We start from the raw sequence: 21308 nt of genomic DNA on the forward strand, positions 1-21308 counted from the left end.
CCGCGCGCCGCGTCCCGCTGAGTTTCCCCACCTTTTGGGTCCTGCGACGGCGTGTCACCCGATTTTGCCCGGGTGTCGCCGGGGTTCCGGTCAAAACCTGGGGAATCTCAGCGCACAACCCTGCCCCGCAGCACCTGCCACACCTCGTCAACGATCTTCTGCGGGTTGTAAACCACCTCCGCGTAGCCATATCGGAGCACCGCATAGCCGGTGAGGGTGCTCGCGTTGTTCCTGACCCGGTCCTTCTTGACCTGGCGGGGCTCGAGGTGCGTGCCGCCGTCGATCTCCACAATCAGGAAGCCCTCCAGCAGGAAGTCCACGATGCCGATTCCCGGCAGCTCCACCTGCGTCTCGGTGTGGATTCCTTCGCTGCGAAAAAGGATGCGGGCCACTACCTCGATCGCGGAGTCGGCGGTACCGTCAACCAGGTCCAGCGCCCTTCTGGCGGCACCATTCCGCTTACCCGGCAGCCGTTCCCGCAGGTAGCCAAGGGTGGTCACGCCTTGCCGCGCAGCGCTTTCCACCATGACGGCGGCTTCCACCGCCGGAAGGCAGCGCAGGCTGTGTAGGAGGATGTCGGTGGTACTGGCAACCGGCCGCGGCCCATTGTGCGGAGCCAGGGACTCCCGGTGAACCACCGCATCCTTGGGGCCGGCATGGCGGCACAACAAGTGCAAGGCCTGCGGTTCATGCAACACCCAGAGCCCGCGGTGAACCGCAGCAGAGGCGCACGTGAGCACGCCGTTCCCCAGGACCGCACCCACCAAGTCCGCGGGAGCGTCCGGCAGAGCGACCACTCCATGCCGAAGACGGCGCATTTCGCCCGCTGCCACTGCATTGCGGATGCTGCGGTCCGTGAATCCGGCCTGCAGGAGGGTGGCGGTGCGGGCAACAGCACCGGCGTGTTTAAGGAAACGGGTGAGGTCCATGGAGCCAGCAGATCCAATCTGCGGCAAAGGCGGCAGGGCGGCCGAGGGCTATGTGGACAAAGAACCGCGGAATCTCCCCGGCTTTCGAGGCCCCCGCCGGTGTGTCGCCGCGACCCGCCGGGTGACTCAAGGATGACCGGCCAAAAGGTGGGGAAATCCAGCGGGAAAAGTTTTTGACAGGAGCAGTAACAAGGGACTTGCCTCTTGTGACAAAGCTGTCATAGACTATTCACGGATCCGCTAAACGCCTCCGGCGGGTCTGATGCGAACGGAGAGATAGCCTCGGTTCACAGCAACGTATGACTCGTATCGTTGCTGGGGACCGGGGCTATCCCGTTTAACGCAGCCACCGTACGTAGCCACAAAGAAGCCCGGCTCCGTCCACGGAGCCGGGCTTCCACAGAAAAAGGGCTAGCTGGCGCGGTCCACCACAGCCACCGCGAAGTTGGACAGCGATTCCTTGACCACGCCGTCGGGCAGCGGGGCCAACGCAGCGATGGCTTCGTCGGACCACCGGCGCGCCACTACCCACGATTCGGCAGTGACCGGGTGCTCGCGCAGGCCCGCAACGGCCTCGGCCAGTGCTTCATCCGAACTCAGGTCCCCGTCAATCAGCTTCAGAAGTTCGACGGCGGACTGGTCACCATCGAGGGCAGCCTTGCGCAGGAGCAGCACCGGCAGGGTGGGAACCCCTTCGCGCAGGTCCGTGCCCGGGGACTTGCCGGACTTGACCTTGATGCCCGTTACGTCAATGACGTCGTCGGCAAGCTGGAAGGCCACACCCACCTTCTCGCCGTACTCCACCAGCACGGATTCGTAGGAGGGGTCGGCCCCGGCGAAGATGGCACCGAGCTGCCCGGAAGCAGCAACCAGGGAGCCGGTCTTGTCCGCGATGACCGACAGGTAGTGCTCCACCGGGTCCTCGTCCGGCCGCGGCCCTACGGTTTCGTGAAGCTGGCCCAGGCACAGCCGCTCGAAGGTGCGGGCCTGGATGCCCAGTGCCCGGGAGCCGAGTTCGGACACCAGGATGGAAGCACGCGCAAAAATCAGGTCGCCGGTGAGGACAGCCACCGAGTTGCCCCACACCTCGTGGGCCGTGGGCGCACCGCGGCGGAACGGAGCGGAGTCCATCACGTCGTCGTGGTAGAGGGTTGCCAGGTGCGTCAGTTCCACCACGACGGCGGCCTGCACCACGGCGGGAAGGGACGCGTCACCCAGGTGTGCGCAGAGGAGCGTCAGCAGCGGCCGGATCCGCTTGCCGCCGGCCTCCACCAGGTGGCGCGACGTCGCGTCAGCCAGCGGGTCCGAGTTGGCGATGGCTTCGCGGAGCTTCTTCTCCACCCGGGCCAGGTTGTTGGTGATGGCCGGCCCCAGCTCGGCATCCCCGGCGATGGCGGCGAACCCCGCGGGCAGCTGCAGGCCGGTGGCGATGGCGGTGGTGTTCAGGCTGGGTTCGGAGTCCGGCAGGCCGTGTCCGGCGTGCGTCCAGCTGTGGTCTGCGGGGTTGGTCACGGGTTAACCCTAACTTTTTGTTGCGGATACCGCTGATTCGAAGCCGACGGAGTGGCGGATGTATTGGATGTGGCCGGAACCAGCGACTCCAGAACCCGGATCACCCGGTCCTCGAAGCCCTTGGCGGCGGGGTCCGTGAGGTTGGCCAGGAGCCGGACCACGAACCGCATGAGTACCGGGATGGGCATGCCGGTACGCAGCGCAAGCTTCATAACGGCTGGCTTGCCGATCAGGGCGGCGAACGCCCGGCCCAGGGTGAAGTGCGAGCCCCACTGCTCACGCACATAGTCCGCGTAGCGCGCGAGGTGCGCGTCGGCGTCGTACGTTCCGCCCGAGGAGGCACGGCGCGAGGAGGCGTCGATAATGAACTCAGCAGCGAAGCGGGCCGACTCCATGGCGTAGGAGATGCCCTCGCCATTGAACGGGGAGACCATGCCGCCCGCGTCGCCCAGCAGGAGCATGCCCGGCGAGTAATGCGGGGTGCGGTTGAAGCCCATAGGCAGCGCGGCCCCGCGGATCTCGCCCACCTGGTTTTCCGGCGTGAAGCCCCATTCGGCCGGCATGCCGGCGGTCCATTCGCGCAGGACCTGCTTGTAGTCGAGCTTGCCGAATTCCTTGGACGAGTTCAGGATGCCCAGGCCCACGTTGGAGGTGCCGTCGCCCACGCCGAACACCCAGCCGTAACCGGGCAACAGTTTTCCGTCGCGGCCGGGAAGCTCAAGCCAGCCTTCCATCCAGTCGTCGTCAGTGCGCGGCGAGGTGAAATACGTACGCACCGCCACCCCCAGTGGGCGGTCGTCGCGCTTCTGGATGCCGAGCGACACGGCGGTTCGCGTGGAGTTGCCGTCAGCGGCGAGAACGACGTCGGCACTGAACTCGTGCGTCTGCCCCGTCTTGCGTCCGGACTCGTCCAGGACGGCGGCCCGGACGCCGGTGACCCGGCCGTCGTCGTCCCGCAGCGCTTCAGTGACGCTGTGGCGCTCAAGGATTTCGGCGCCGGCCGCCTGGGCATGGCGGGCCAGTTCCTCGTCGAAGCCGAGCCGGGTGCGGATCAGGCCGTACTGCGGGAAGTCGGACACCTCGGGCCAGGGCAGCTCAACCGTGCGGCCGCCGGCGATCAGGCGAAGGCCCTTGTTGCGGCGCCAGCCGTCGTCGTCAGGGTGCGGCAGGCCCAGCTTCTGGATTTCACGGACGGCCCGCGGGGTGAGGCCGTCGCCGCAAACCTTCTCACGCGGAAAGCTCGTCTTCTCCAAGACGGTGACGTCCAGGCCCGCCCTGGCAAGGTAGTACGCGGCGGTGGAGCCGGCCGGGCCCGCGCCGACAATCAGTACTTTCACAGGTCAGCGCGTGATGTTGCGGCGCAGCTTGGCCACCGGGCCCTTGTGCGCGGCGATGGCAGCAGCGCCGCCGTTGGACGCCGAAGCGGGCTTGAAGGCGCGGTGGACGGCCACGATGCCGCCGGTCAGGTTGCGGTAGGTGACGTTGTCCCAGCCGGCATCCTGAAGCCACACGGCCAGGTGGTCCTGGTCCGGCCAGGCGCGGATGGACTCGGCGAGGTAGACGTAGGCGTCCGGATTGGAGGCGACCTTCACGGCGATGGCCGGCAGGGCACGCATCAGGTATTCCGTGTACATGGTGCGCCAGAGCGGGACCACGGGCTGTGAGAACTCGGCGATGACCAGACGGCCGCCGGGCTTGGTGACGCGGAGCATCTCCTGCAGAGCCTTCTTGGGCTCGTTGACGTTGCGCAGGCCGAAGGAGATGGTGGTGGCGTCGAAGGTATTGTCGGCGAACGGCAGGTTGGTGGCGTCACCGGCGATGAAGTCGATGTCCGGGCGGCGGCGCTTGCCGACCTTGAGCATTCCGAGGGAGAAGTCGCACGCCACCACATCTATGCCTGCATCGGCATATGGCTCGCTCGACGTGCCGGTGCCAGCCGCCAGATCCAGGACCCGCTGCCCCCTGGAGACTTCCATGGCTTCCACCACAACCTTGCGCCAGCGGCGGGTCTGCCCCATCGACAGGACATCGTTGACTACGTCGTATTTGGGTGCGACGTCGTCAAACATCGTGGCTACTTCGTCCGGACGCTTATCCAAGGATGCTCGGTTCACCATGACATTGTCTCAAATGTTCAGGAGGGTCCGGACCAAAGCGGTCTTCGCCACACGGGGCCTGGCCTGCGGCGCTACTGCAGGAATGCCCTCGTGTCCGCCGCCACCTGCTCCGGAACCTCCCAAAGCACCAGATGGCCGACGCCGGGATAGGACTTCAGGATTGAGCGCGGGATCCGTGCCGCGAGGGTTTCGTGGCCTGCACGGGGCAGGAGCCCGTCCTGTTCGCCGCGCAGGATCAGGGCGGGCGCGCTGATGGCTCCTGCTTCCGTTGGCGGTGTTGCTTCGCAGAGCCCTTGAAGCACCGATTTCCATACGTGCGCCGGCACCTTCATTCCGTCGCGCACCCGGTCCTCGAGATACCACTCAGGTACCGGTCGCCCGAGCGGGAACCACAGCAGGGACTCCCGCACCCAGTCCTCGTCGACCGGGTCGGCCAGGGCGTCAACCTCGTCCGCAAACGCTGGCCTGCCGTGCAGGGTCAGGGGTGCGCCCACCAGCACAAGCGCGTCCACGCGGTCCGGATCACCGACCGCCAGCTGCTGCGCCACATAGCCGCCGCTCGAGGACCCCAGCACGGCTGCGGACTCCAGCTGCAGGGCATCGAGGATGGCCGCCGCGTCCGCGGCCTGGTCTTTTAGCGAGTAGCCGTTCCCTGGTTTGTCCGCGTCTCCCTGGCCGCGCAGGTCCGGCGCTGCGATCCTGAATTCCGGAAGGAGCGGGACCAGCCGGTCGAAGCTCCGGCGCGATTCGCCCCACGCATGCAGCAGCAGCAGGGGCTTCGCGTGGGGGTCGCCCTGCAGCAGGCACGGCACCGTGATCCCGGTATTGAGCTGAAGGATGCGGACCTCGGAGTCCATAGCTGAAGGCTACGCCCGCGGGCAGTCCGAGGGTATGCACAGCTCAAGGCATCAGGGTCTACGCTGCCCGTTCAATAAAAGGGAGTACCGTGGAGCAATCATGACCAGCACGTTCCGCACCTTGACAGTCCCCCTTGATGGCCAACAATTCGCCGGGGGGCTGCCGTCGTTTTTGGTCCGGGACGACGTCCTCTGCTGGACCCGCCGGGAGGCCGGACTGGTGGGATTCGGCGAGATCGCCCGCTTCACCGCCACCGGCCCCGAGCGCTTCCTCGAGGCGGACATCTGGTGGCGCCACCTCGTCCTCGAAGCCGAGATCTCGGACTCCGTGGGGCTTCCGGGCACAGGTCCCGTAGCCTTCGGCTCTTTCGCTTTCTCCAAAACATCGGCCCACGAGTCCCGGCTGATCGTGCCCGCCATTGTGGTGGGCGTCCGCGACGGCCAGGTCTGGCTCACCCAGCTGACGTTCGACGACGGTCCCCTCACCAGGGAAGGCGCCCTCGCCGCCCTGGACCACTGGCTGGGCGGCGGTTCCGCAGCCGGCAGCACGACGGCGGCAGCGGACGCTGCGGGGGACGGCACCTCCGGAGGTCTTCCCGCCCGCGCGGGCGGCGCCGTCGTACGTCCCCTGCCCCTGGCTGCCGGGGCAACCCTGCATACGGGCTCGCTCAACGAGGAGGACTGGAAGGCGGCGGTCGCCGCGGGGGTGGCCGAGATCCGGACCGGGGCGCTGGAAAAGCTGGTGCTCGCGCGCGACATCGTGGCCACCGTGCCCACCGGCGTCAATGCCGCGAAGGTGCTGCGGGAACTCGCCGGGCGGTACCGCGAATGCTGGACGTACGGCGTGGACGGCCTGGTGGGCGCGACGCCGGAGATGCTGATCCAGGTGGAGGGGCGGACTGCGCAGGCGCGCGTTCTGGCCGGCACTTTGGACCGCCGTGATGCCCACGGCGAAGACGGGCTTCCCATGGACTACGCCACCCGGGTCCTGGCGGGGTCGGAGAAGCAGCGGCACGAACACGAGATCGCCATCCAGTCGTTGACCACCCAGCTGGCGCCGTTTTCCGAGGCAATGAACGCCCACGACGAGCCATTCATCCTGGAGCTGCCGAACGTGTGGCACCTGGCGTCGGACGTGAAGGCCGAGCTGGCTGAGGTGGAAGGCCACGTGCCCACCTGCCTGGCGCTGATCAACGCTCTGCACCCGACGGCCGCCGTCTGCGGCACTCCCACCCAGGTGGCCGGCGCCCTGATCCGCAAGCTGGAGCACCTGGACCGCGGGCCGTACGCCGGGCCGGTCGGATGGCTGGACGCCGCCGGAAACGGTGAATGGGGCATCGCGCTGCGCGGCGCCGTTATCGAAGGGCCGGACACTGTCCGTCTATATGCCGGCTGCGGAATAGTCGACGGTTCGCAGCCGGAAGCCGAACTCGCCGAGACCTGGGCGAAGTTCCGCCCGATGCTCGAATCCCTGGGAATCAAGAACTAAACCAGCGGGTCCGGTATCTGAGACAGCGTTGCTTCGCCTAGGCTTGAAAACAGGAGTAATTTAGTTATCCAATAGTGAAACTAAGTTTCCTGTGATGCACATCTCTTATTCGGCGCTACACTATGAACCGATTTAGTACCGCATACTCCTGCAACAAAAGGTAAGAAACATGCAGCTCAAGTCCCTGGCCACGGCCAAATTGACCGCCAAGGCAGCAGCACTCTTCGCCGTTGGCGCCCTCACCCTCACTGCCTGCGGCGGCGGAAGCTCCACCCCGGCAGCGTCCCAAGGCGGCGTCCAGCTCATCAACTCCGGCAAGCTCACGGTCTGCTCTGATATCCCGTATGAGCCTTTCGAGTTCGAGAAGGACGGGAAGACAGTCGGCTACGACGTCGACATTGCGAATGAGGTGGCGAAGGACCTCGGCGCCGAACTGAGCATCGTGGACAGCTCCTTCGAGGCCATCGAAACCGGCACCGCCCTGACCCAGTGCGATCTGGGCATCTCCTCCATCTCCATCACGGACACCCGTAAGTCCGTCATGGACTTCTCCAGCCCGTACCTTGATGACGACCTGGCCCTGGTTGCCAGCGACAGCTCCGGCATCAAGAGCCTGGACGATGCCAAGGGCAAGAAGGTCGGCGTCCAGCAGGCCACCACCGGCGCCGACTACGCCAAGGACAAGGGAATCGAAGCCCAGCAGTTCGAGGACACCGGCCTCCTGGTCCAGGCACTGCAGGCCGGCACCATCGACGCGGCACTTGGCAACCAGTCCGTGCTGGGCTACGCCATCAAGGACAACCCCAAGTTCAAGAGCGTTGAGGACTTTGCCACCGGCGAGCAGCTTGGCATCTCCATTAAGAAGGGCAACACCGCTATGGCGGAGAAGGTCAACGGCACCCTGAAGCGCCTGACCGACGACGGCACGCTGGAGAAGTTCAAGACCACCTGGTTCGGCGAGACCGCCAAGTAGCCACCGCCCTGTAGTCGCCGCGCAGGCCTGAGGCTTCCCCGCCTTGGCTCCTTCACGGCCCTCAGAACTACGCAGCTGGGGCCCCGGACGGGCTGTACCGCAGTCCGTCCGGGGCCTCTGCCACGCACAACGAATGTGAGCACCCCATGGCAATGACCGCACGTCAGCGAGCCAGAGTAAGCCTGTATGTCCAGGCCGGAATCTTTGTTGTGGCCATCGCCGCGCTGATCCTGGCCACCGACTGGAAGACCATCGGCAACAGCGTCTTCAACTTCGCCAAAATCGGGCCGATGTTCCCCGGCATCTTCACCACCGGCCTGGTCAACACCCTGATCTACACGTTCCTCGGCTTTATCGTGGGCCTCTCCGGCGGCCTGCTGCTTGCCCTGATGAAGCTCTCCAGCTTCCCGCTGTACCGCTGGATCGCCACCGGGTACATCGAGTTCTTCCGCGGCATCCCTGCCCTGCTGGTGTTCATCGCCTTCGGTTATGGCGTGCCCCTGGCGTTCGGCGTCTCGTGGAACATCACCCTGGTGGTCATGGTGTCGCTGGGCATCGTGGCCTCCGCCTACATCGCCGAGACCCTCCGGGCCGGCCTGCAGGCAGTGCCCAAGGGCCAGCTCGAAGCCGCCCGCTCCCTGGGCATGCCGCAGTGGCGCGCCATGGTGACCATCGTGATTCCGCAGGCCTTCAAGATCGTCCTGCCGCCGCTGACCAACGAGGTCATCCTGCTCACCAAGGACTCCTCGCTGATCTACGTCCTGGGCCTCACCGCATCCCAGTACGAGCTGACCAAGTTCGGCCGCGACGGCATCTCCAGCCTGGGTGCCGGACTGACCCCGCTGCTGGTGGCCGGCGCCTTCTACCTGGTGATCACCATCCCGCTGAGCCTCCTGGCCCGGAAGTTCGAAAGCCGCTCCGCGCGGACCAAGCGATAGGCAGGGAAGACCATGAACGACGTCGTCAACAACCCGCGCGGTGGTACGGCCACCGTGCACGCCGCCGGGGTGTCCATCAAGGACCTGCGCAAGTCCTACGGGACCAACGAGGTACTGAAGGGCATCAGCCTGGACGTGGCGCCGGGCGCGGTGGTGTGCCTGATCGGACCCTCCGGTTCCGGCAAATCCACCCTGCTGCGCTGCGTCAACCTACTGGAGCAGCCCAATCAGGGCAGCATCCACGTGGGCGGCTTTGAAGCCACCCACCCTGACGTGGACATCGACAAGATGCGCCGCAAGGTGGGCATGGTGTTCCAGCAGTTCAACCTCTTCCCGCACCTGGATGCCAAGCGCAACTGCTCCATCGCCCAGACCAAGGTCCTCAAGCGGTCACAGGCTGAGGCGGACAAGGTGTCCATGCACAACCTTGAGCGCGTCGGGCTGGGACACCTTGCCGACCGGTTCCCGGACCAGCTGTCCGGCGGCCAGCAGCAGCGCGTGGCCATTGCCCGGGCGCTCAGCATGGACCCCGAACTGATGCTCTTCGACGAGCCCACGTCCGCCCTGGACCCGGAAACGGTGGGCGATGTCCTCTCCGTAATGCGCAACCTCGCCAAGGAGGGTATGACCATGCTGGTGGTGACCCACGAGATGGGCTTCGCTCGTGAAGTGGCCGACCGCGTGGTGTTTATGGACGGCGGCGTGGTGGTGGAGGAAGGCGTGGCCGAGCAGGTCATTTCCGCCCCTACGCAGCCGCGCACCAAGGAGTTCCTGCGCCGCGTGCTGGATCCAACGCACATCGAGATCGAGGAATAGGCGCACCCGCGACCCCCTGATTCGCTTTCGACGCACAGATGCCCTGTCGCTACCGGAATTCCGGCAGCGACAGGGCATTTGCGCGTTATATCGAGTTCTGTCTGTCAAAAGGCAGCAGAGCAGCGTACGACGGCGGGACGCGCCAACAGATGCCAGCTTTCGTTCCGGCCGGGCCCTTTACTTCGCCGCGTGCGGGAGCCCACAATGGTCCCTCTACAGCCTCCACTGGCTCAGCAGCGCGCTGCCCATCCGGCTCCGTCCCATCCCGGCCGGCCATTAAGAGGAGCGCTGCTATGACAGATCGGACAACCACATCCCGGGCCACCTCTGCGGTATCTGATCGAGCTGCACGGCTGGCATCAATTCCCTCATTTCAGCGGGTGGACGCCTACATCACGGCGGCCAGCCTGCGCCGGAAGGGCCAGTCCGACGTCTGCGATTTCACTTTCGGCAACCCGCACCAGATGCCGGCCGACCGTTACGTCAATACGTTGCGGGACGCCCTTACTCCGCAGACTGACCAGTGGTTCGCCTACCAGACCAACGGCGAGGCCGCCCGGGAGGCTGCCGCGGAATCCCTGCAGCGGCTGCTGGACGTGCCGTTCCGGATGGAGGATATCTACCTCACCACCGGCGGCTTTGCCGCCATCGCCTTGGCGCTGAAAACGGTCGCCGATCCGGGTGATGAGGTTATATTCAGCCTGCCGCCGTGGTTCCTGTACGAGCCGCTGATCCTTGAGGCTGGACTCGTTCCCGTGAAAGTAAAGGTCAACACCACGACGTTCGACCTGGACCTCGACGCCATCGGCGCTTCCATCACTGAGCGCACCAGGGTTGTGATCGTCAATTCGCCCAACAACCCCACGGGACGGATCTATCCTCCCGAACTGCTGCTCCGGCTGGCGGAACTCCTGGAGGCGGCCTCGGCGAGGATCGGCCAGCGGATCTACCTGGTCTCGGACGAGGCCTACAACCGGATTGTGTTCGAGGGCGTCCGCTTCCACAGTCCGGTGGAGTTTTATGCGCACACGCTGCTTGCCTATTCCTACGGCAAAACCCACCTGTCCCCCGGCCAGCGGGTGGGCTACCTGGCGCTGCCACCGGCGATGCCGCAACGGGAGGAGATGCGCCCGGCCATCACCGGCCTGCAGGTAGCGATGGGATGGGTGTACCCGAACGCACTGCTGCAGCACGCGCTTCCCGAACTGGAGAAGTTCTCCATCGACGTCGGACAGCTGCAGCGGCGCCGGGACCGGCTTGTCGATGCCCTGGGTGGCATGGGTTACCTCGTCCACCGGCCGGAGGGCACGTTCTACCTGTATGTGACGTCCCCGATTCCGGACGACGAGGCGTTCACTGAGGCACTCGTCCGCCGGGATGTCTTTGTTTTCCCGGGCGTGCTGTTTGAGACGCCGGGTTTCTTCCGGATCTCCCTTACGGCCAACGAGGGCATGATCGAACGCAGCCTGCCTGCCTTCGAAGCGGCGATGAAGGAAAGCGTGAACAGGAACGGGACATGAGCCAACGGACCTACCCGCAGGGTGTCCCATGCTGGATCGACACTGAGCAGCCTGACATTGATGCGTCACCGTCGCCGGCCGGGACCAGGCGGTGGCGGACGCGCAGCCAGTTCACGCCCTCGGCCGGTTAGCCGTCCCCTGATCGACCCGCCATCCGGACGGGTCCGCACCTAGCGCGCCAGCACTCCCCCGACGGCCACGGCAACGGCTTCCTTGATCCGGGCATGCAGGGCGCGGAGGCCGCTGCGGTCCGTGCGGACTTCGATGATGGTGCGGCCTTCCACCGGCCGGGCGAGCGCTTCGGCGAGTGCCGCCGTCGTACTGACCGGACTGTGCCCGACGCCGTATGCCGCAGCGAGTGCCGCAATGTCCACTGAGTGCGGGGTACCGAAGAGGCGTTCGACGGCGTCACCGTACGTTCCGGCCTCACGCACCGCGCCGTGTTCCAGCAGGTCGAAGATGGCCCCGCCGGAATCGTTGAGGACCACGATCCGAAGCTGCGGCTGCTCCTCCCTTGCCCCAACCAGCAGGCCCCCAACGTCGTGCAGGAACGTGACGTCGCCCAGCAGGACAGTGGTTTCCTGCCGGCCGCCAAGGGCGATGCCGGTGGCGGTGGAGATGGTGCCGTCGATCCCTGCCAGGCCGCGGTTGGCGTAGACGGTGGCGGCGGGCTCGGGCGCGGGCAGGCCGGCCAGGTCCACGTCCCGGATGCCGTTCGAGGAACCCAGCATCAGCTGCCCGCGGGAATGCTTCCAGACGAGTGATCCCACGGACGGGCCGGTGGCCGGCGCGTTTTCCGTGAGGACAAGGTCCAGTGCGTGCTGGGCTGCCGAACCCGCGAGCAGCCAGGTGTCCAGCCAGTCGGACGGGCCGCGGCCGGCGAAGTCTGCGAGGTCGGCGAGGTTTTCCAGGGGCAGTTCGGTGCGCCTGCCGGGCTCGTACCAGGCGACGGGAACCGGCTGGTACAGAGCGGACGGCACGTCTGCGCGTGCAAGGAGGGCCGCCACCGGCCGGGACAACGTCGGCCGGCCGAACAACACGACCCGTTCGATGGGCTGCGCTGCACCAGGCCCGAAGTGCTCCAGCAGCAGCCGGTACGGTCCCACGGCGTTCGGCCCGAAGCGGGCATTCGAGGAAGGCTCCGCCAGCAGCGGCAGGCCGTGGGCGCGGGCGAAGGCCTCGGCGACCGGACCGGCGTCGTGGCCGGCCACCACCACGGTCCGGCGCTCGGGCAGGTCGGTGGAGGCGGGCGGCAGGTTCATAATGAGCGGCTCCGTGCCGATGCGGTAGCGCTGGCGTTCAGCCGGCGCGGACAACTGGTCGGACGGCTCCGGTACCAGCGGATCACGGAAGGCGAGGTTGAGCTGCACGGGCCCCGGGGCCAGATCCGGGAACGCGCCGGTGGCGGCGGAGAGGCCTGTCTGGACGGCCCTTTCCGGGCTGGAGCCCGCGGGAACGTCGACGGCGAACCGCACCTGGTCGCCGAAAATGTCGGGCTGGACCGTGGTCTGGTTGGCGCCGGTGCCGCGGAGCTCGTCAGGCCGGTCCGCGGAGAGGACGATCAGTGGAACCGCGGCGTGGTTGGCCTCCATCACCGCCGGAAGCAGGTTTCCGACGGCGGTCCCGGACGTGGTCAGGACGGCGGCCGGGGAACCGGTGGACAGTGCTAAACCAAGGGCTGTAAAGCCGGCGGAACGCTCGTCGATGCGGACCAGCAGTTCCACCCGGCCCTGCGCCGAAGCCTCAGCCAGCGCGTATGCCATGGGGGCCGACCGGGAACCCGGCGAGACCACCACGTGCTGCACGCCGCCGTCGACCAATGCCCCTACGGCGATCCGCGCCGCAGCCAAGGCCGTCAGCGAGGGTTCCGCGTCGGAAGAATCTGCGTCGGAAGTGTGGGAGGCGTCGGGGGCAGGTTCGTTCAGCGAAGTCACCAAACCAGTCTGCCACCCCCCGACGCCCCATCACCTCCTTCACCAAAACCCCCGACGCCCCATCACCTCCTGCCCCAAAAACCCGAACGCCCCATCACCTCCTGCCGCTGTGGACGGAAAGGTGATGGAGCGTCGCGGGAAAACCCGCGAAAGGTGATGGCGCGTCACGGGAAAACCCGCGAAAGGTGATGGCGCGTCACGGGAAAACCCGCGAAAGGTGATGGCGGGTCCAGGGAAAACCTAGCTGCGGAACACCTGGACCACGGAGGGACGCGGGGCACGCACCTTGCCCGCTGCCGGCGTCGTACCTGCGGCAACGTAATCCGGGAAGTAGGAGTTGGGCGCGTCGAAGGTGCCTTCCTCACCCGGGTGCTGAACCGCGACGAACACGGTGCGTTCCTCGTCGTGGATGATGGGTCCGCAGGTCTCGGCGTCGCGCGGAACGGCGAGGAACTGTTCCACCTTGCCGCGCTCGGCGCCATCCAGCGTGACCTTGAAGAGGCCGTCGTTGTAGCCGATGGTGGAAGGGGCGCCGTCGGTGGAGATCCAGAGGTTGCCCACCGAGTCGAAGGCCAGGTTGTCCGGGCAGGAAATGGGTGAGACCTTGTCCGCCGGGAACCCGGAGAAGTAGGTGGCGCGGGGCAGGGCCGGATCGCCGCAGACCAACAGCAGGTTCCAGTTGAACCTGGTGGAAGCCTGGTCGCCGGTCTCGGTGATTTCCACGATGTGGCCGTCGCGGTTCTGGTTGCGCGGGTTCACCTCCGTGGCGGCTTCATTGGTACCGGTTCCGCGGTTGGTGTTGTTGGTGCAGGCGACGTAGACCTTGCCGGTGTGCAGGCTGGGCTGGACGTCCTCGCAGCGGTCCATCTTGGTGGGGCCAACCTTATCCGCGGCCAGGCGGGTGTACACGAGGACCTCTTCGACGGACATCCCGTAGACCGCGGACTTGCCGCCGACCACCAGGGGCAGCCATTCGCCGGAGCCGTCGAAGGCGCCGTCTGCCGGCACAGCCCCCGTGCCCGTGATGTCGGCTGCCGGCGAGTTGCCGGTGAACTTGGCGACGTACAGGTCGCCCTCGGAAAGCAGCCCCATGTTGTGCTTGCGGTCACCCTCCCGGTAGGTGTCCCTGGAGACGAATTTGTAGAGGTAGTCGAAGCGCTCGTCGTCACCCATGTACGCCACCACGTGCCCGGACTCCGCAACGATCACGTTGGCACCCTCGTGCTTGAAGCGCCCCATCGCAGAGTGCTTGCGGGGCGTGGAGGTGGGGTCGAACGGGTCCACTTCAACGATCCAGCCAAACCGGTTGGCCTCGTTCTCATAGCCCGCGTTGCGGGTGTCGAAGCGCTTGTCGTCGAGTTCCCACTGGCGGGCTGTCGGCTTGGACGTCAGGCCGTAGCGCTTGTCGGAAGTGGACGTGCCGGGGGAAACAAAGTAGCCGTTGAAGTTTTCTTCGCCGGAAAGGATGGTGCCCCAGGGGGTGGTGCCGCCCGAGCAGTTGCCGAACGTGCCCTTGATGGCCTTGCCGGCGGGGTCGGCCACGGTCTTGACGAGGGCCGAGCCGGCAACGGGGCCGGTCAGTTCGTAGGTGGTGTCGGAGAGGAAGCGGCGGTTCAGCGGCGCGCCCTTGATGTAGGCCCAGGGTTTGGTGGTGTTCTTGCGTTCCAGTTCCACGACGGCGAGGCCATGGGCTGCGCGGCCGATGGCGCGGGTCTCCGCGGCGTCATATCCGGCCGGGACCATGATGTTCTCGTTGGTGTACTCGTGGTTGGTGAACAGGACGGCGCGGCGGCCCTTGCTGTCCGGGATCTCCAGGATGTCCGTGTAGTCGTTGTTGTAGCCGAACTGGCGGGCCTGGGCCGCTGCGGTCTGCTTGCCCAGGTCGAAGTCCGGGGAGTCGTTGAAGAGCGGGTCGCCCCAGCGGATGATCGGCTGCCAGGTGAACCCTTCGGGAACGGTGAAGGCATCCACCGCCTTGTCCACCGGCGCGATGGCCGTGAACTGCAGCTTGGACTTGCCGAAGCCTACCGTCGCGGCCTTCGACAGGCCGGCTGCGGAGGCGGGCTCGGCGGAGGTCACCGCGGAACCGAGGACGACGGCGAGGGCACCGGCGGCGCCCAGGCCCAGGGCGGCGCGGCGGGACATCGTGGCGGAGGCGATGTCGCGGAAGTAGCTGTTGGAGCTGGTGTTGCAGACGTCGCCGGCGCAGGCGTTGTCGCACTTGAGCGCACAGGTGACAGCACTGCGCTTGCCCTTGGTATGGCCGAGCATCGGCAGGAGCGGAAATTTGCGGGCAGTCGTTTCAGACATGGGGGCCTTCCAAGGTGTTTCTATGAGGTCCCGCCCACCCTGTCAGCCGATTTCTACGTCAAGTAGTCAGCAAGGTGAAATTCCGGTTAACCGCTTGTGACCTGCAGTAATGAGTGGACGCGGCGGAGCCGGGCCAGCCACCAGTCGCGGCGTTCCCGGGACGCTGCATACTGCTCAAGCAGCCCGGCGTCGGCGCTGACGTCACGGAGGCGGATGGCGCCGTCATCGGCCACCAAAGGATCCGTGGTGACGTCCGATTCGAACAGCGATACCGTCCCCAGCCCGCACGCATACGGCAGTTCGGGAAGTGCGGCCGCCAGCGCAAGGCCCGCGCGGATCCCCACCGACGTGTCCAGCGCCGAACTGACCACGGCGGGCAGCCCGGCCTGAGCGACGATGTCCAGGGCGCGCCGCACTCCCCCGAGCGGTGCCACCTTGACCACGATCAGGTCCGCCGCTCCGGCCCGGGCCACCTTCAGGGGGTCGGACTCCTTGCGGACGCTTTCATCGGCCGCGACCAGGACCGGTGTGCCCGCCAATTGCAAAGCGCGCCGCACCTCGGCCAGGCCCTCGATGGTGGGAACGGGCTGCTCAGCGTATTCAAGTCCGACGCCGGCCAGCCGGGTGAGTGCCTCGACGGCAGTGGGGACGTCCCAGCCGCCGTTCGCGTCCACGCGGATGGCGGCGTCCGGAAGGGCGGAGCGGACAGCGGCGAGGCGGGCGGCGTCGTCGTCGAGCGTCTGGCCCCGCTCGGCGACCTTCACCTTGACCGCGTCCACCCGGCCAAAGCGGGCAAGGACCTCCGGCACGCGTTCAGCCGCAACGGCCGGAACGGTGGCATTGACCGGGATCACCGCCCGCAGCGGTTCGGGAAAGCCTGCCCAGCCGGACTCGATGGCTGCGGCCAGCCAACGGGACGCTTCGGCGTCGCCATACTCGGGGAAGGGGCAGAACTCACCCCAGCCGGCCGGACCGCGCAGCAGCAGCGACTCGCGCTCCATGATGCCGCGGAACTTCACGCGCATGGGCAGGCTGACCACGTGCGCACCGGCCACGAGTTCCTCGATGGCGGGCAGGTCAGGCGGCGCTGTAGGCATGGACCCACTGTACAAGCGGCCACTGACAGGGCCCCTGCGGGCAGGAGCGGAGGCCGGGCCGCGGAGACCGGCTTGAGCGGCCACGGCCGGCCTCCGCTGCTACTCCTTAACCACCCGGATGGTGCCCAGCGACGGGTCCGCCGGATCGGGCAGGACCATGCCTGCCTTGAGCCCGGACTCGAGATACTCGATGACCGCCTCGTTGATCCTCTCCCCCGGGACAATCACCGGGATCCCGGGCGGGTAGGGCGTGATCTGCTCTGCCGCCACCCGTCCTGCCGCTTCCCCGGCCGGAACGTCCTCCCGGGGGCCGAAGAAAGCGTCCTGCGGGAGGGCCACCGTCTCCAGTTCCAGCTCCGACGGCGAGGGCAAGGAGATGTGGGCAGGCGCGGGAAGCGTCGGCGCAGCTTCGATGAGCGCCTGCAAGGCCTCCAGAAGCCGCTGCGCGGAGGCGTCGTCGTCGGCCATGGACAGTGTCGCCATGATGCGGCGGTGGTCGCTGAGGCCCATGTCCAGCCGGCGGTGTTCCCGGAGCCAGTCGGCCCCCTGGTAGCCGCTGATGCCCAGTTCGGAGAGGTCCATCAGGATCTGCATGCGGTCCAGGTCGTGTGAGGACTCGGCGGCCAGAAGTTCATCTTCGAGCACATGGATTCCCGGGAGCGCGTCAATGTCGCGGCGCAGCCTTCGGGCCAGGTCCAGCGCATTGCCCAGGAGTTCGCTCCCGTGCTGGACCATCTGGCGGCGCCAGCCATCCATGGCCGAGTACAAAATGACGTTCGGGCTGGTGGTCATCAGCAGATCCGCGCACTCGGACAGGTGCGCCGGGTCCACCAGATCGCCCTGGACGTGGTAAACCGAGCCCTGCTCGAATCCGGCACCCATCTTGTGCACGGACACCACGCAGACATCCGCGCCGGCACTCATCGCCCAGGTGGGAAGGCCCTCGTGGAAAGGCAGGTGTGCGCCCCACGCCTCATCGACGATGAGGGGCTTGCCGCGGTCATGGCAGACCTTCGCGATGCCGGCGATATCCGCACAGGTTCCGTAGGGCGTGGGGCTGACAATCAGCGCTCCGGCAGCCTCCGGATACCGTTCCCACATCTCCTCCACATCCGCCGGTGACGGCGGGTGGGCCAGGTGCAGCTTGGTGTCCCAGCGGGGCCGGATCCAGCGCGGCTGAACGCCAGAAAACACCAGCCCGGCCGTGATCGACTTGTGCGCGTCCCGGCTGACCAGCAGGTCACCTTTGCCGGCGGCCACGGCAAGGACTGCAGCCTTGACCGAAAGGGAACTGCCACAGGTGGAGAAGAAGGCCTGCTCCGCGCCCACGGCATCGGCCATGAGCTGCTCGGCTTTCTTGAGGTACCCGCCGGAGGATGAACGGTCGTCCAGGCCCGCAGAGGCCAGGACATCGGAATGGAACGCGTCACCCCCGAGGATCCGGCGCACGCGGGGGTCAGCCCCGCGGCCCTGCCGGTGTGCGGGCGGAGTGAAGCCGTAGCGGTCCAGGCTGTGGTAGCGCTCCATGGCGTCCAGCAGGGGTGCTTCGTTGTGGTCCAACATGCTCTCGCTTCCTTGATGCTAAGCAGGCTTACGATCTTCGTAGTAAGCCATCGTAGGGGAAGCAGCGGGCGAAGTCAGATCCCGGTCCCGGCCCTAGATCCACTTGTTGTGCCGGAACGTCCAGTAGAGAACCAGCCCCATGGCAATCATCAGGCCCAGTGCGAACGGGTAGCCGAACACCCAGTCCAGTTCCGGCATCGAGCGGAAGTTCATGCCGTAGATGGTTCCCACGAGCGTCGGGGCGAAGAGGATGGCGGCCCACGACGAGATCCGTTTAACCTGCTCGCTCTGTGCGAAGCTGGATTCGGTGAGGCGGCGCATCTCGTCGTTCTGCCGCTGGGCTACGAGCGCCGCGTTGACGGCGAGCGCATTCTGCAGCAGTGCGCGGAATGAGGCCACGCGTTCGTTGAGCCGCAGCACGTGGTCCAGCACATCACGGAGATGGTCCTGGAGTTCCGGATCGGGCACCCGCTCCGGCGTCCCGGCAGTCAGGACCTGCAGGATGCCCGCCAGGGGGCTGGTGGCACGCTGGAAGGTGATGACCTGGCGGGACAACTCGTAGATCCGGCGGGAAACCTCCGGGTCCGCGCCGAAGAGGTCATCCTCGATCTCGTCGATGTCGTTTTCCAGCCCCGCCGCCACCGGCTCGTACTCGTCCACCACCTGGTCCAGGATTCCGTAGAGGACGGCGTCCGGGCCCAGCGCGAGGAATTCGGGCATCGCCTCCATCCGGCGGCGGACCCTCGCGAGGTCCGGAGATTCGGCGTGCCGGACGGTCACCACGTAGTCCTGTCCCACAAAGACGTGGATCTCGCCGAAGTCCACCTTTTCGACGTCGTCCAGGTACCGGGCGGGCCGCAGGACCAGGAACACGCATTCGCCGTAGTGCTCCAGCTTGGCGCGCTGGTGCCCTGCGAGGGCATCCTCCACGGCGAGGGGGTTGAGGTCGAACTCCTCTGCCACGGACTGCAGTTCCTCGGCATCCGGCCGGTACAGCCCGATCCACGCCATCCCCTCACGCTGGCGGAGCGCGAAGTAGGTTTCGTCCAGGCTTCCAGGGTCCTGGGTGCGCAGCCCGTCCACGTACACGGCGTTATCGATGATGGTCACGGCGAACCTCCCGGGGACATGGCTGATGACGGTGCGGTGTCCCGGCCCCAGCTTTCGCGTTCACGCTCCCATTCGTCCAGGAGCGAGGGCATACGGGCCGCGAGGAACCTATAGAAACGGCCCATTTCCGCGACCCTCGCACCGGCAGCCGATTCTGCCGGCAAAGCCTCCGCCACGCCGTCGGTCAGGGCAGCGAGGCTCTGGTAGACGGGGCTCCGGCGGGTGGAGGCGATGTACCATTCGTCGTCGTGGAGCGCATAGATGTCGCGGCGGCTGCCCGGCCGGGAGACGCGCTGGATGAAGCCCACCGTCTGCAGGTACCGGACCGCGCCGGACACGGCCGCCGCACTCACCCCGAGCTTTTCCGACAGCTCCGCCGCGGTGAGCCGCCCCTCCTCGGACGAGACCAGGGCCATCAGCGCCCGGGCCGGCATCTTGGGGAAGCCTGCGGCGGAGAAACCTGCCGCAGCCAGTTCGACGGCGGCATGAACCTCCGCTTCGTTGCCCGCCGCAGCTTCCCCCGCCTTCACGGCAACGCCGTTTCCCGCCGCTGCATAACCGTCATGGCCACGGCTGCGGCGACCACAGCGATGGCGAACATCCACCACGCACCGCTCCAGTCCGCCGTCGTACCGCCGGATTGCTTGTGCAAACCCACGTTCCTGATGACGGTCTCCATACCCCGCACACTACTCAGCTTCAGGTTTTTGTGAAGACTGGAAATACTCCCTTTCCGAACTGGCTCCGGCGCTTCTTTCGGACAGGCCTGCCGCTGAAATTCCCCAGGTTTCGGCGGCAAACTCCGCGCGCCCCGGCAACACACCGAGTCAAACACCGGGGTTACAGCAACACCTGGGGAATCCCAGCGCCGGCCGAACCCCCGCTGAGCTGGACCCGGCCGGGCTGGAACAGTTGTTACACTCGCCGATGTGACCCCCTCCGGCTCCCGCCTTGCCACCCGCCCCTCGACCGGCCCGCTCTACGCGGCCGGATTCGTCACCGCGTTCGGGGCGCACAGCATCGCGGCGGGCCTGGGCGCCCAGAGTGGAAACATCGGCCTCACACTGCTTAATCTGGGGATCCTCCTGGCGCTGTACGACATCTCGGAGGTGTTCCTCAAACCCGTCTTCGGCGCCCTCAGTGACCGGATCGGCCCCAAACCGGTGATCGTCGGCGGACTCTTTGCCTTCGCGGCGCTGTCGCTGATCGGCCTTTGGGCTGACCAGCCGCTGATGCTCGCGCTGGCCCGGCTGGGGCAGGGCGCGGCGGCATCCGCATTCTCCCCGGCCTCGTCCTCCATGGTGGCCCGGCTAGCCCGCGGCGGCAAAGCCGGCACATACTTTGGCAGGTACGGATCCTGGAAGAGCCTGGGCTACATCATCGGCCCGCTGCTCGGTGCCGGCCTCATCCTGGCCGGCGGGTTCCCGCTGCTGTTCGGGACCCTGTCAGCGCTCGCGGTAGTCACGGCGGTGTGGGTCATGGCCGCCGTGCCGCACCTGGAGCCGCTCCCCCGCCAGCGGTACACGGTCATGGACCTTGCCCGGCAGGTTGGCGAACGGCGGTTCCTGGTGCCCACGCTGGTGCTGGCCGCCTCCACGGCGGCTCTTGGCGCGGCAGTCGGATTCCTTCCCGCGCTGGCCACCCGGCACGGGCTCGGCGCCGTGGCCGGCACGGCCGCCGTCAGTGTCCTCGCGGCCGGATCCGTGTTGGTCCAGCCGTGGATGGGACGGATGCGGGACAGCCAGCGCATCACGGACAACAGGGGCACGACGGCGGGCCTGCTGCTCGTTGCGGCCGGCGTCGGTGTGTTGGCGCTGGCCCCAGGCGTGGTCACCATCTTCCTCGCCGCGGCAGTGATCGGTGCGGGCATCGGGGCTGTTACGCCGCTCGGATTCGCCCATTTGGCGGACACCACGCCCCCTGAGCGGATGGGACGGACCATGGGATCGGCTGAACTCGGGCGGGAACTGGGCGACGCCGGCGGCCCGCTGCTGGTGGGCGGCGTGGCCACGCTCACTGCCTTGCCTTTCGGGCTGGGTGCCCTGGCGCTGCTCGTTGCGGCGGCGAGCATCCCCCGCCTGGCCCCGGTCAAGCCGCACCTGCCCAACTAAGTAGCGGTAAGTGTCGTTTTGAGCCTCCAGAA

18 protein-coding genes are annotated in these 21308 nt (G+C 66.9%); 6 read left to right on the forward strand and 12 right to left on the reverse strand.

What is annotated here, in order from left to right:
* Positions 1 to 107 precede the first annotated feature (107 nt).
* The 5 genes from QFZ36_RS07160 to QFZ36_RS07180 form a co-directional block, all read right to left on the reverse strand.
* The gene (locus QFZ36_RS07160) at positions 108 to 929 is read right to left on the reverse strand and encodes a type IV toxin-antitoxin system AbiEi family antitoxin domain-containing protein (RefSeq protein ID WP_306635061.1); all 822 of its coding nucleotides are present in this window, start codon (positions 927 to 929) and stop codon (positions 108 to 110) included.
* 411 nt (positions 930 to 1340) lie between these two features.
* Positions 1341 to 2441: a polyprenyl synthetase family protein gene (locus tag QFZ36_RS07165; protein ID WP_306635063.1), complete on the reverse strand. Its 1101-nt coding sequence runs from the start codon at positions 2439 to 2441 to the stop codon at positions 1341 to 1343.
* Positions 2438 to 3778: a geranylgeranyl reductase family protein gene (locus tag QFZ36_RS07170; RefSeq protein ID WP_306635064.1), complete on the reverse strand. Its 1341-nt coding sequence runs from the start codon at positions 3776 to 3778 to the stop codon at positions 2438 to 2440. The genes QFZ36_RS07165 and QFZ36_RS07170 overlap by 4 nt, the downstream gene beginning before the upstream one ends.
* A gap of 3 nt (positions 3779 to 3781) precedes the next feature.
* Positions 3782 to 4555: a demethylmenaquinone methyltransferase gene (locus QFZ36_RS07175; RefSeq protein ID WP_306635065.1), complete on the reverse strand. Its 774-nt coding sequence runs from the start codon at positions 4553 to 4555 to the stop codon at positions 3782 to 3784.
* A gap of 74 nt (positions 4556 to 4629) precedes the next feature.
* Positions 4630 to 5415: an alpha/beta fold hydrolase gene (locus QFZ36_RS07180; RefSeq protein WP_306635066.1), complete on the reverse strand. Its 786-nt coding sequence runs from the start codon at positions 5413 to 5415 to the stop codon at positions 4630 to 4632.
* A 100-nt stretch (positions 5416 to 5515) separates the two neighbouring features.
* Here QFZ36_RS07180 and QFZ36_RS07185 point away from each other — a divergent pair, with 100 nt between their 5' ends.
* From QFZ36_RS07185 to QFZ36_RS07205, 5 genes are all read left to right on the forward strand, one after another.
* Positions 5516 to 6904 carry an isochorismate synthase gene (locus QFZ36_RS07185; RefSeq protein WP_306635068.1) on the forward strand — a complete coding sequence of 463 codons (1389 nt, stop codon included), beginning with the start codon at positions 5516 to 5518 and terminating at the stop codon, positions 6902 to 6904.
* A 169-nt stretch (positions 6905 to 7073) separates the two neighbouring features.
* Complete coding sequence (locus tag QFZ36_RS07190) at positions 7074 to 7877, forward strand: ABC transporter substrate-binding protein (protein WP_306635070.1); 804 nt, start codon at positions 7074 to 7076, stop codon at positions 7875 to 7877.
* Positions 7878 to 8023: 146 nt separating this feature from the next.
* Entirely contained in the window at positions 8024 to 8815 is a 792-nt protein-coding gene (locus QFZ36_RS07195) for an amino acid ABC transporter permease (RefSeq protein ID WP_306635071.1), read from the forward strand.
* 12 nt (positions 8816 to 8827) lie between these two features.
* A complete protein-coding gene (locus QFZ36_RS07200; protein WP_306635072.1) occupies positions 8828 to 9631 on the forward strand; it encodes an amino acid ABC transporter ATP-binding protein in 804 nt (267 codons plus the stop codon).
* A gap of 293 nt (positions 9632 to 9924) precedes the next feature.
* A complete protein-coding gene (locus tag QFZ36_RS07205; protein ID WP_306635073.1) occupies positions 9925 to 11151 on the forward strand; it encodes an aminotransferase class I/II-fold pyridoxal phosphate-dependent enzyme in 1227 nt (408 codons plus the stop codon).
* A 170-nt stretch (positions 11152 to 11321) separates the two neighbouring features.
* Here QFZ36_RS07205 and menD read toward each other — a convergent pair whose 3' ends face one another.
* From menD to QFZ36_RS07240, 7 genes are all read right to left on the reverse strand, one after another.
* The gene (gene menD / locus QFZ36_RS07210; protein WP_306635074.1) at positions 11322 to 13085 is read right to left on the reverse strand and encodes a 2-succinyl-5-enolpyruvyl-6-hydroxy-3-cyclohexene-1-carboxylic-acid synthase; all 1764 of its coding nucleotides are present in this window, start codon (positions 13083 to 13085) and stop codon (positions 11322 to 11324) included.
* 240 nt (positions 13086 to 13325) lie between these two features.
* A complete protein-coding gene (locus QFZ36_RS07215; protein ID WP_306635075.1) occupies positions 13326 to 15395 on the reverse strand; it encodes a PhoX family protein in 2070 nt (689 codons plus the stop codon).
* Between the two features lie 86 nt (positions 15396 to 15481).
* Positions 15482 to 16492: an o-succinylbenzoate synthase gene (locus QFZ36_RS07220; protein WP_306635076.1), complete on the reverse strand. Its 1011-nt coding sequence runs from the start codon at positions 16490 to 16492 to the stop codon at positions 15482 to 15484.
* Positions 16493 to 16591: 99 nt separating this feature from the next.
* The gene (locus QFZ36_RS07225) at positions 16592 to 18055 is read right to left on the reverse strand and encodes an aminotransferase class I/II-fold pyridoxal phosphate-dependent enzyme (RefSeq protein ID WP_306635078.1); all 1464 of its coding nucleotides are present in this window, start codon (positions 18053 to 18055) and stop codon (positions 16592 to 16594) included.
* Between the two features lie 93 nt (positions 18056 to 18148).
* A complete protein-coding gene (locus tag QFZ36_RS07230; protein ID WP_306635080.1) occupies positions 18149 to 19165 on the reverse strand; it encodes a magnesium and cobalt transport protein CorA in 1017 nt (338 codons plus the stop codon).
* The gene (locus tag QFZ36_RS07235; RefSeq protein ID WP_306635081.1) at positions 19162 to 19695 is read right to left on the reverse strand and encodes a GbsR/MarR family transcriptional regulator; all 534 of its coding nucleotides are present in this window, start codon (positions 19693 to 19695) and stop codon (positions 19162 to 19164) included. The genes QFZ36_RS07230 and QFZ36_RS07235 overlap by 4 nt, the downstream gene beginning before the upstream one ends.
* Positions 19692 to 19844 (reverse strand): hypothetical protein, encoded by a 153-nt coding sequence (locus tag QFZ36_RS07240; protein WP_306635083.1) that lies wholly within the window; start codon positions 19842 to 19844, stop codon positions 19692 to 19694. The genes QFZ36_RS07235 and QFZ36_RS07240 overlap by 4 nt, the downstream gene beginning before the upstream one ends.
* A 250-nt stretch (positions 19845 to 20094) precedes the next feature.
* On the opposite strand from QFZ36_RS07240, the gene QFZ36_RS07245 reads away from it, so the two are divergent.
* Positions 20095 to 21276 carry an MFS transporter gene (locus QFZ36_RS07245; RefSeq protein WP_306635084.1) on the forward strand — a complete coding sequence of 394 codons (1182 nt, stop codon included), beginning with the start codon at positions 20095 to 20097 and terminating at the stop codon, positions 21274 to 21276.
* Positions 21277 to 21308 lie beyond the last annotated feature (32 nt).

It is taken from the genome of Pseudarthrobacter siccitolerans (assembly GCF_030823375.1).
Lineage (GTDB): Bacteria > Actinomycetota > Actinomycetes > Actinomycetales > Micrococcaceae > Arthrobacter > Arthrobacter siccitolerans_A.

Coding starts and splice junctions, on each gene's coding strand:
- QFZ36_RS07190 (WP_306635070.1), top strand. CDS start 7,074: ATGCAGCTCAAGTCCCTGGCCACGGCCAAATTGACCGCCAAGGCAGCA.
- QFZ36_RS07225 (WP_306635078.1), bottom strand. CDS start 18,055: ATGTTGGACCACAACGAAGCACCCCTGCTGGACGCCATGGAGCGCTAC.
- QFZ36_RS07200 (WP_306635072.1), top strand. CDS start 8,828: ATGAACGACGTCGTCAACAACCCGCGCGGTGGTACGGCCACCGTGCAC.
- QFZ36_RS07160 (WP_306635061.1), bottom strand. CDS start 929: ATGGACCTCACCCGTTTCCTTAAACACGCCGGTGCTGTTGCCCGCACC.
- QFZ36_RS07185 (WP_306635068.1), top strand. CDS start 5,516: ATGACCAGCACGTTCCGCACCTTGACAGTCCCCCTTGATGGCCAACAA.
- QFZ36_RS07195 (WP_306635071.1), top strand. CDS start 8,024: ATGGCAATGACCGCACGTCAGCGAGCCAGAGTAAGCCTGTATGTCCAG.
- QFZ36_RS07180 (WP_306635066.1), bottom strand. CDS start 5,415: ATGGACTCCGAGGTCCGCATCCTTCAGCTCAATACCGGGATCACGGTG.
- QFZ36_RS07215 (WP_306635075.1), bottom strand. CDS start 15,395: ATGTCTGAAACGACTGCCCGCAAATTTCCGCTCCTGCCGATGCTCGGC.
- QFZ36_RS07205 (WP_306635073.1), top strand. CDS start 9,925: ATGACAGATCGGACAACCACATCCCGGGCCACCTCTGCGGTATCTGAT.
- QFZ36_RS07240 (WP_306635083.1), bottom strand. CDS start 19,844: ATGGAGACCGTCATCAGGAACGTGGGTTTGCACAAGCAATCCGGCGGT.
- QFZ36_RS07220 (WP_306635076.1), bottom strand. CDS start 16,492: ATGCCTACAGCGCCGCCTGACCTGCCCGCCATCGAGGAACTCGTGGCC.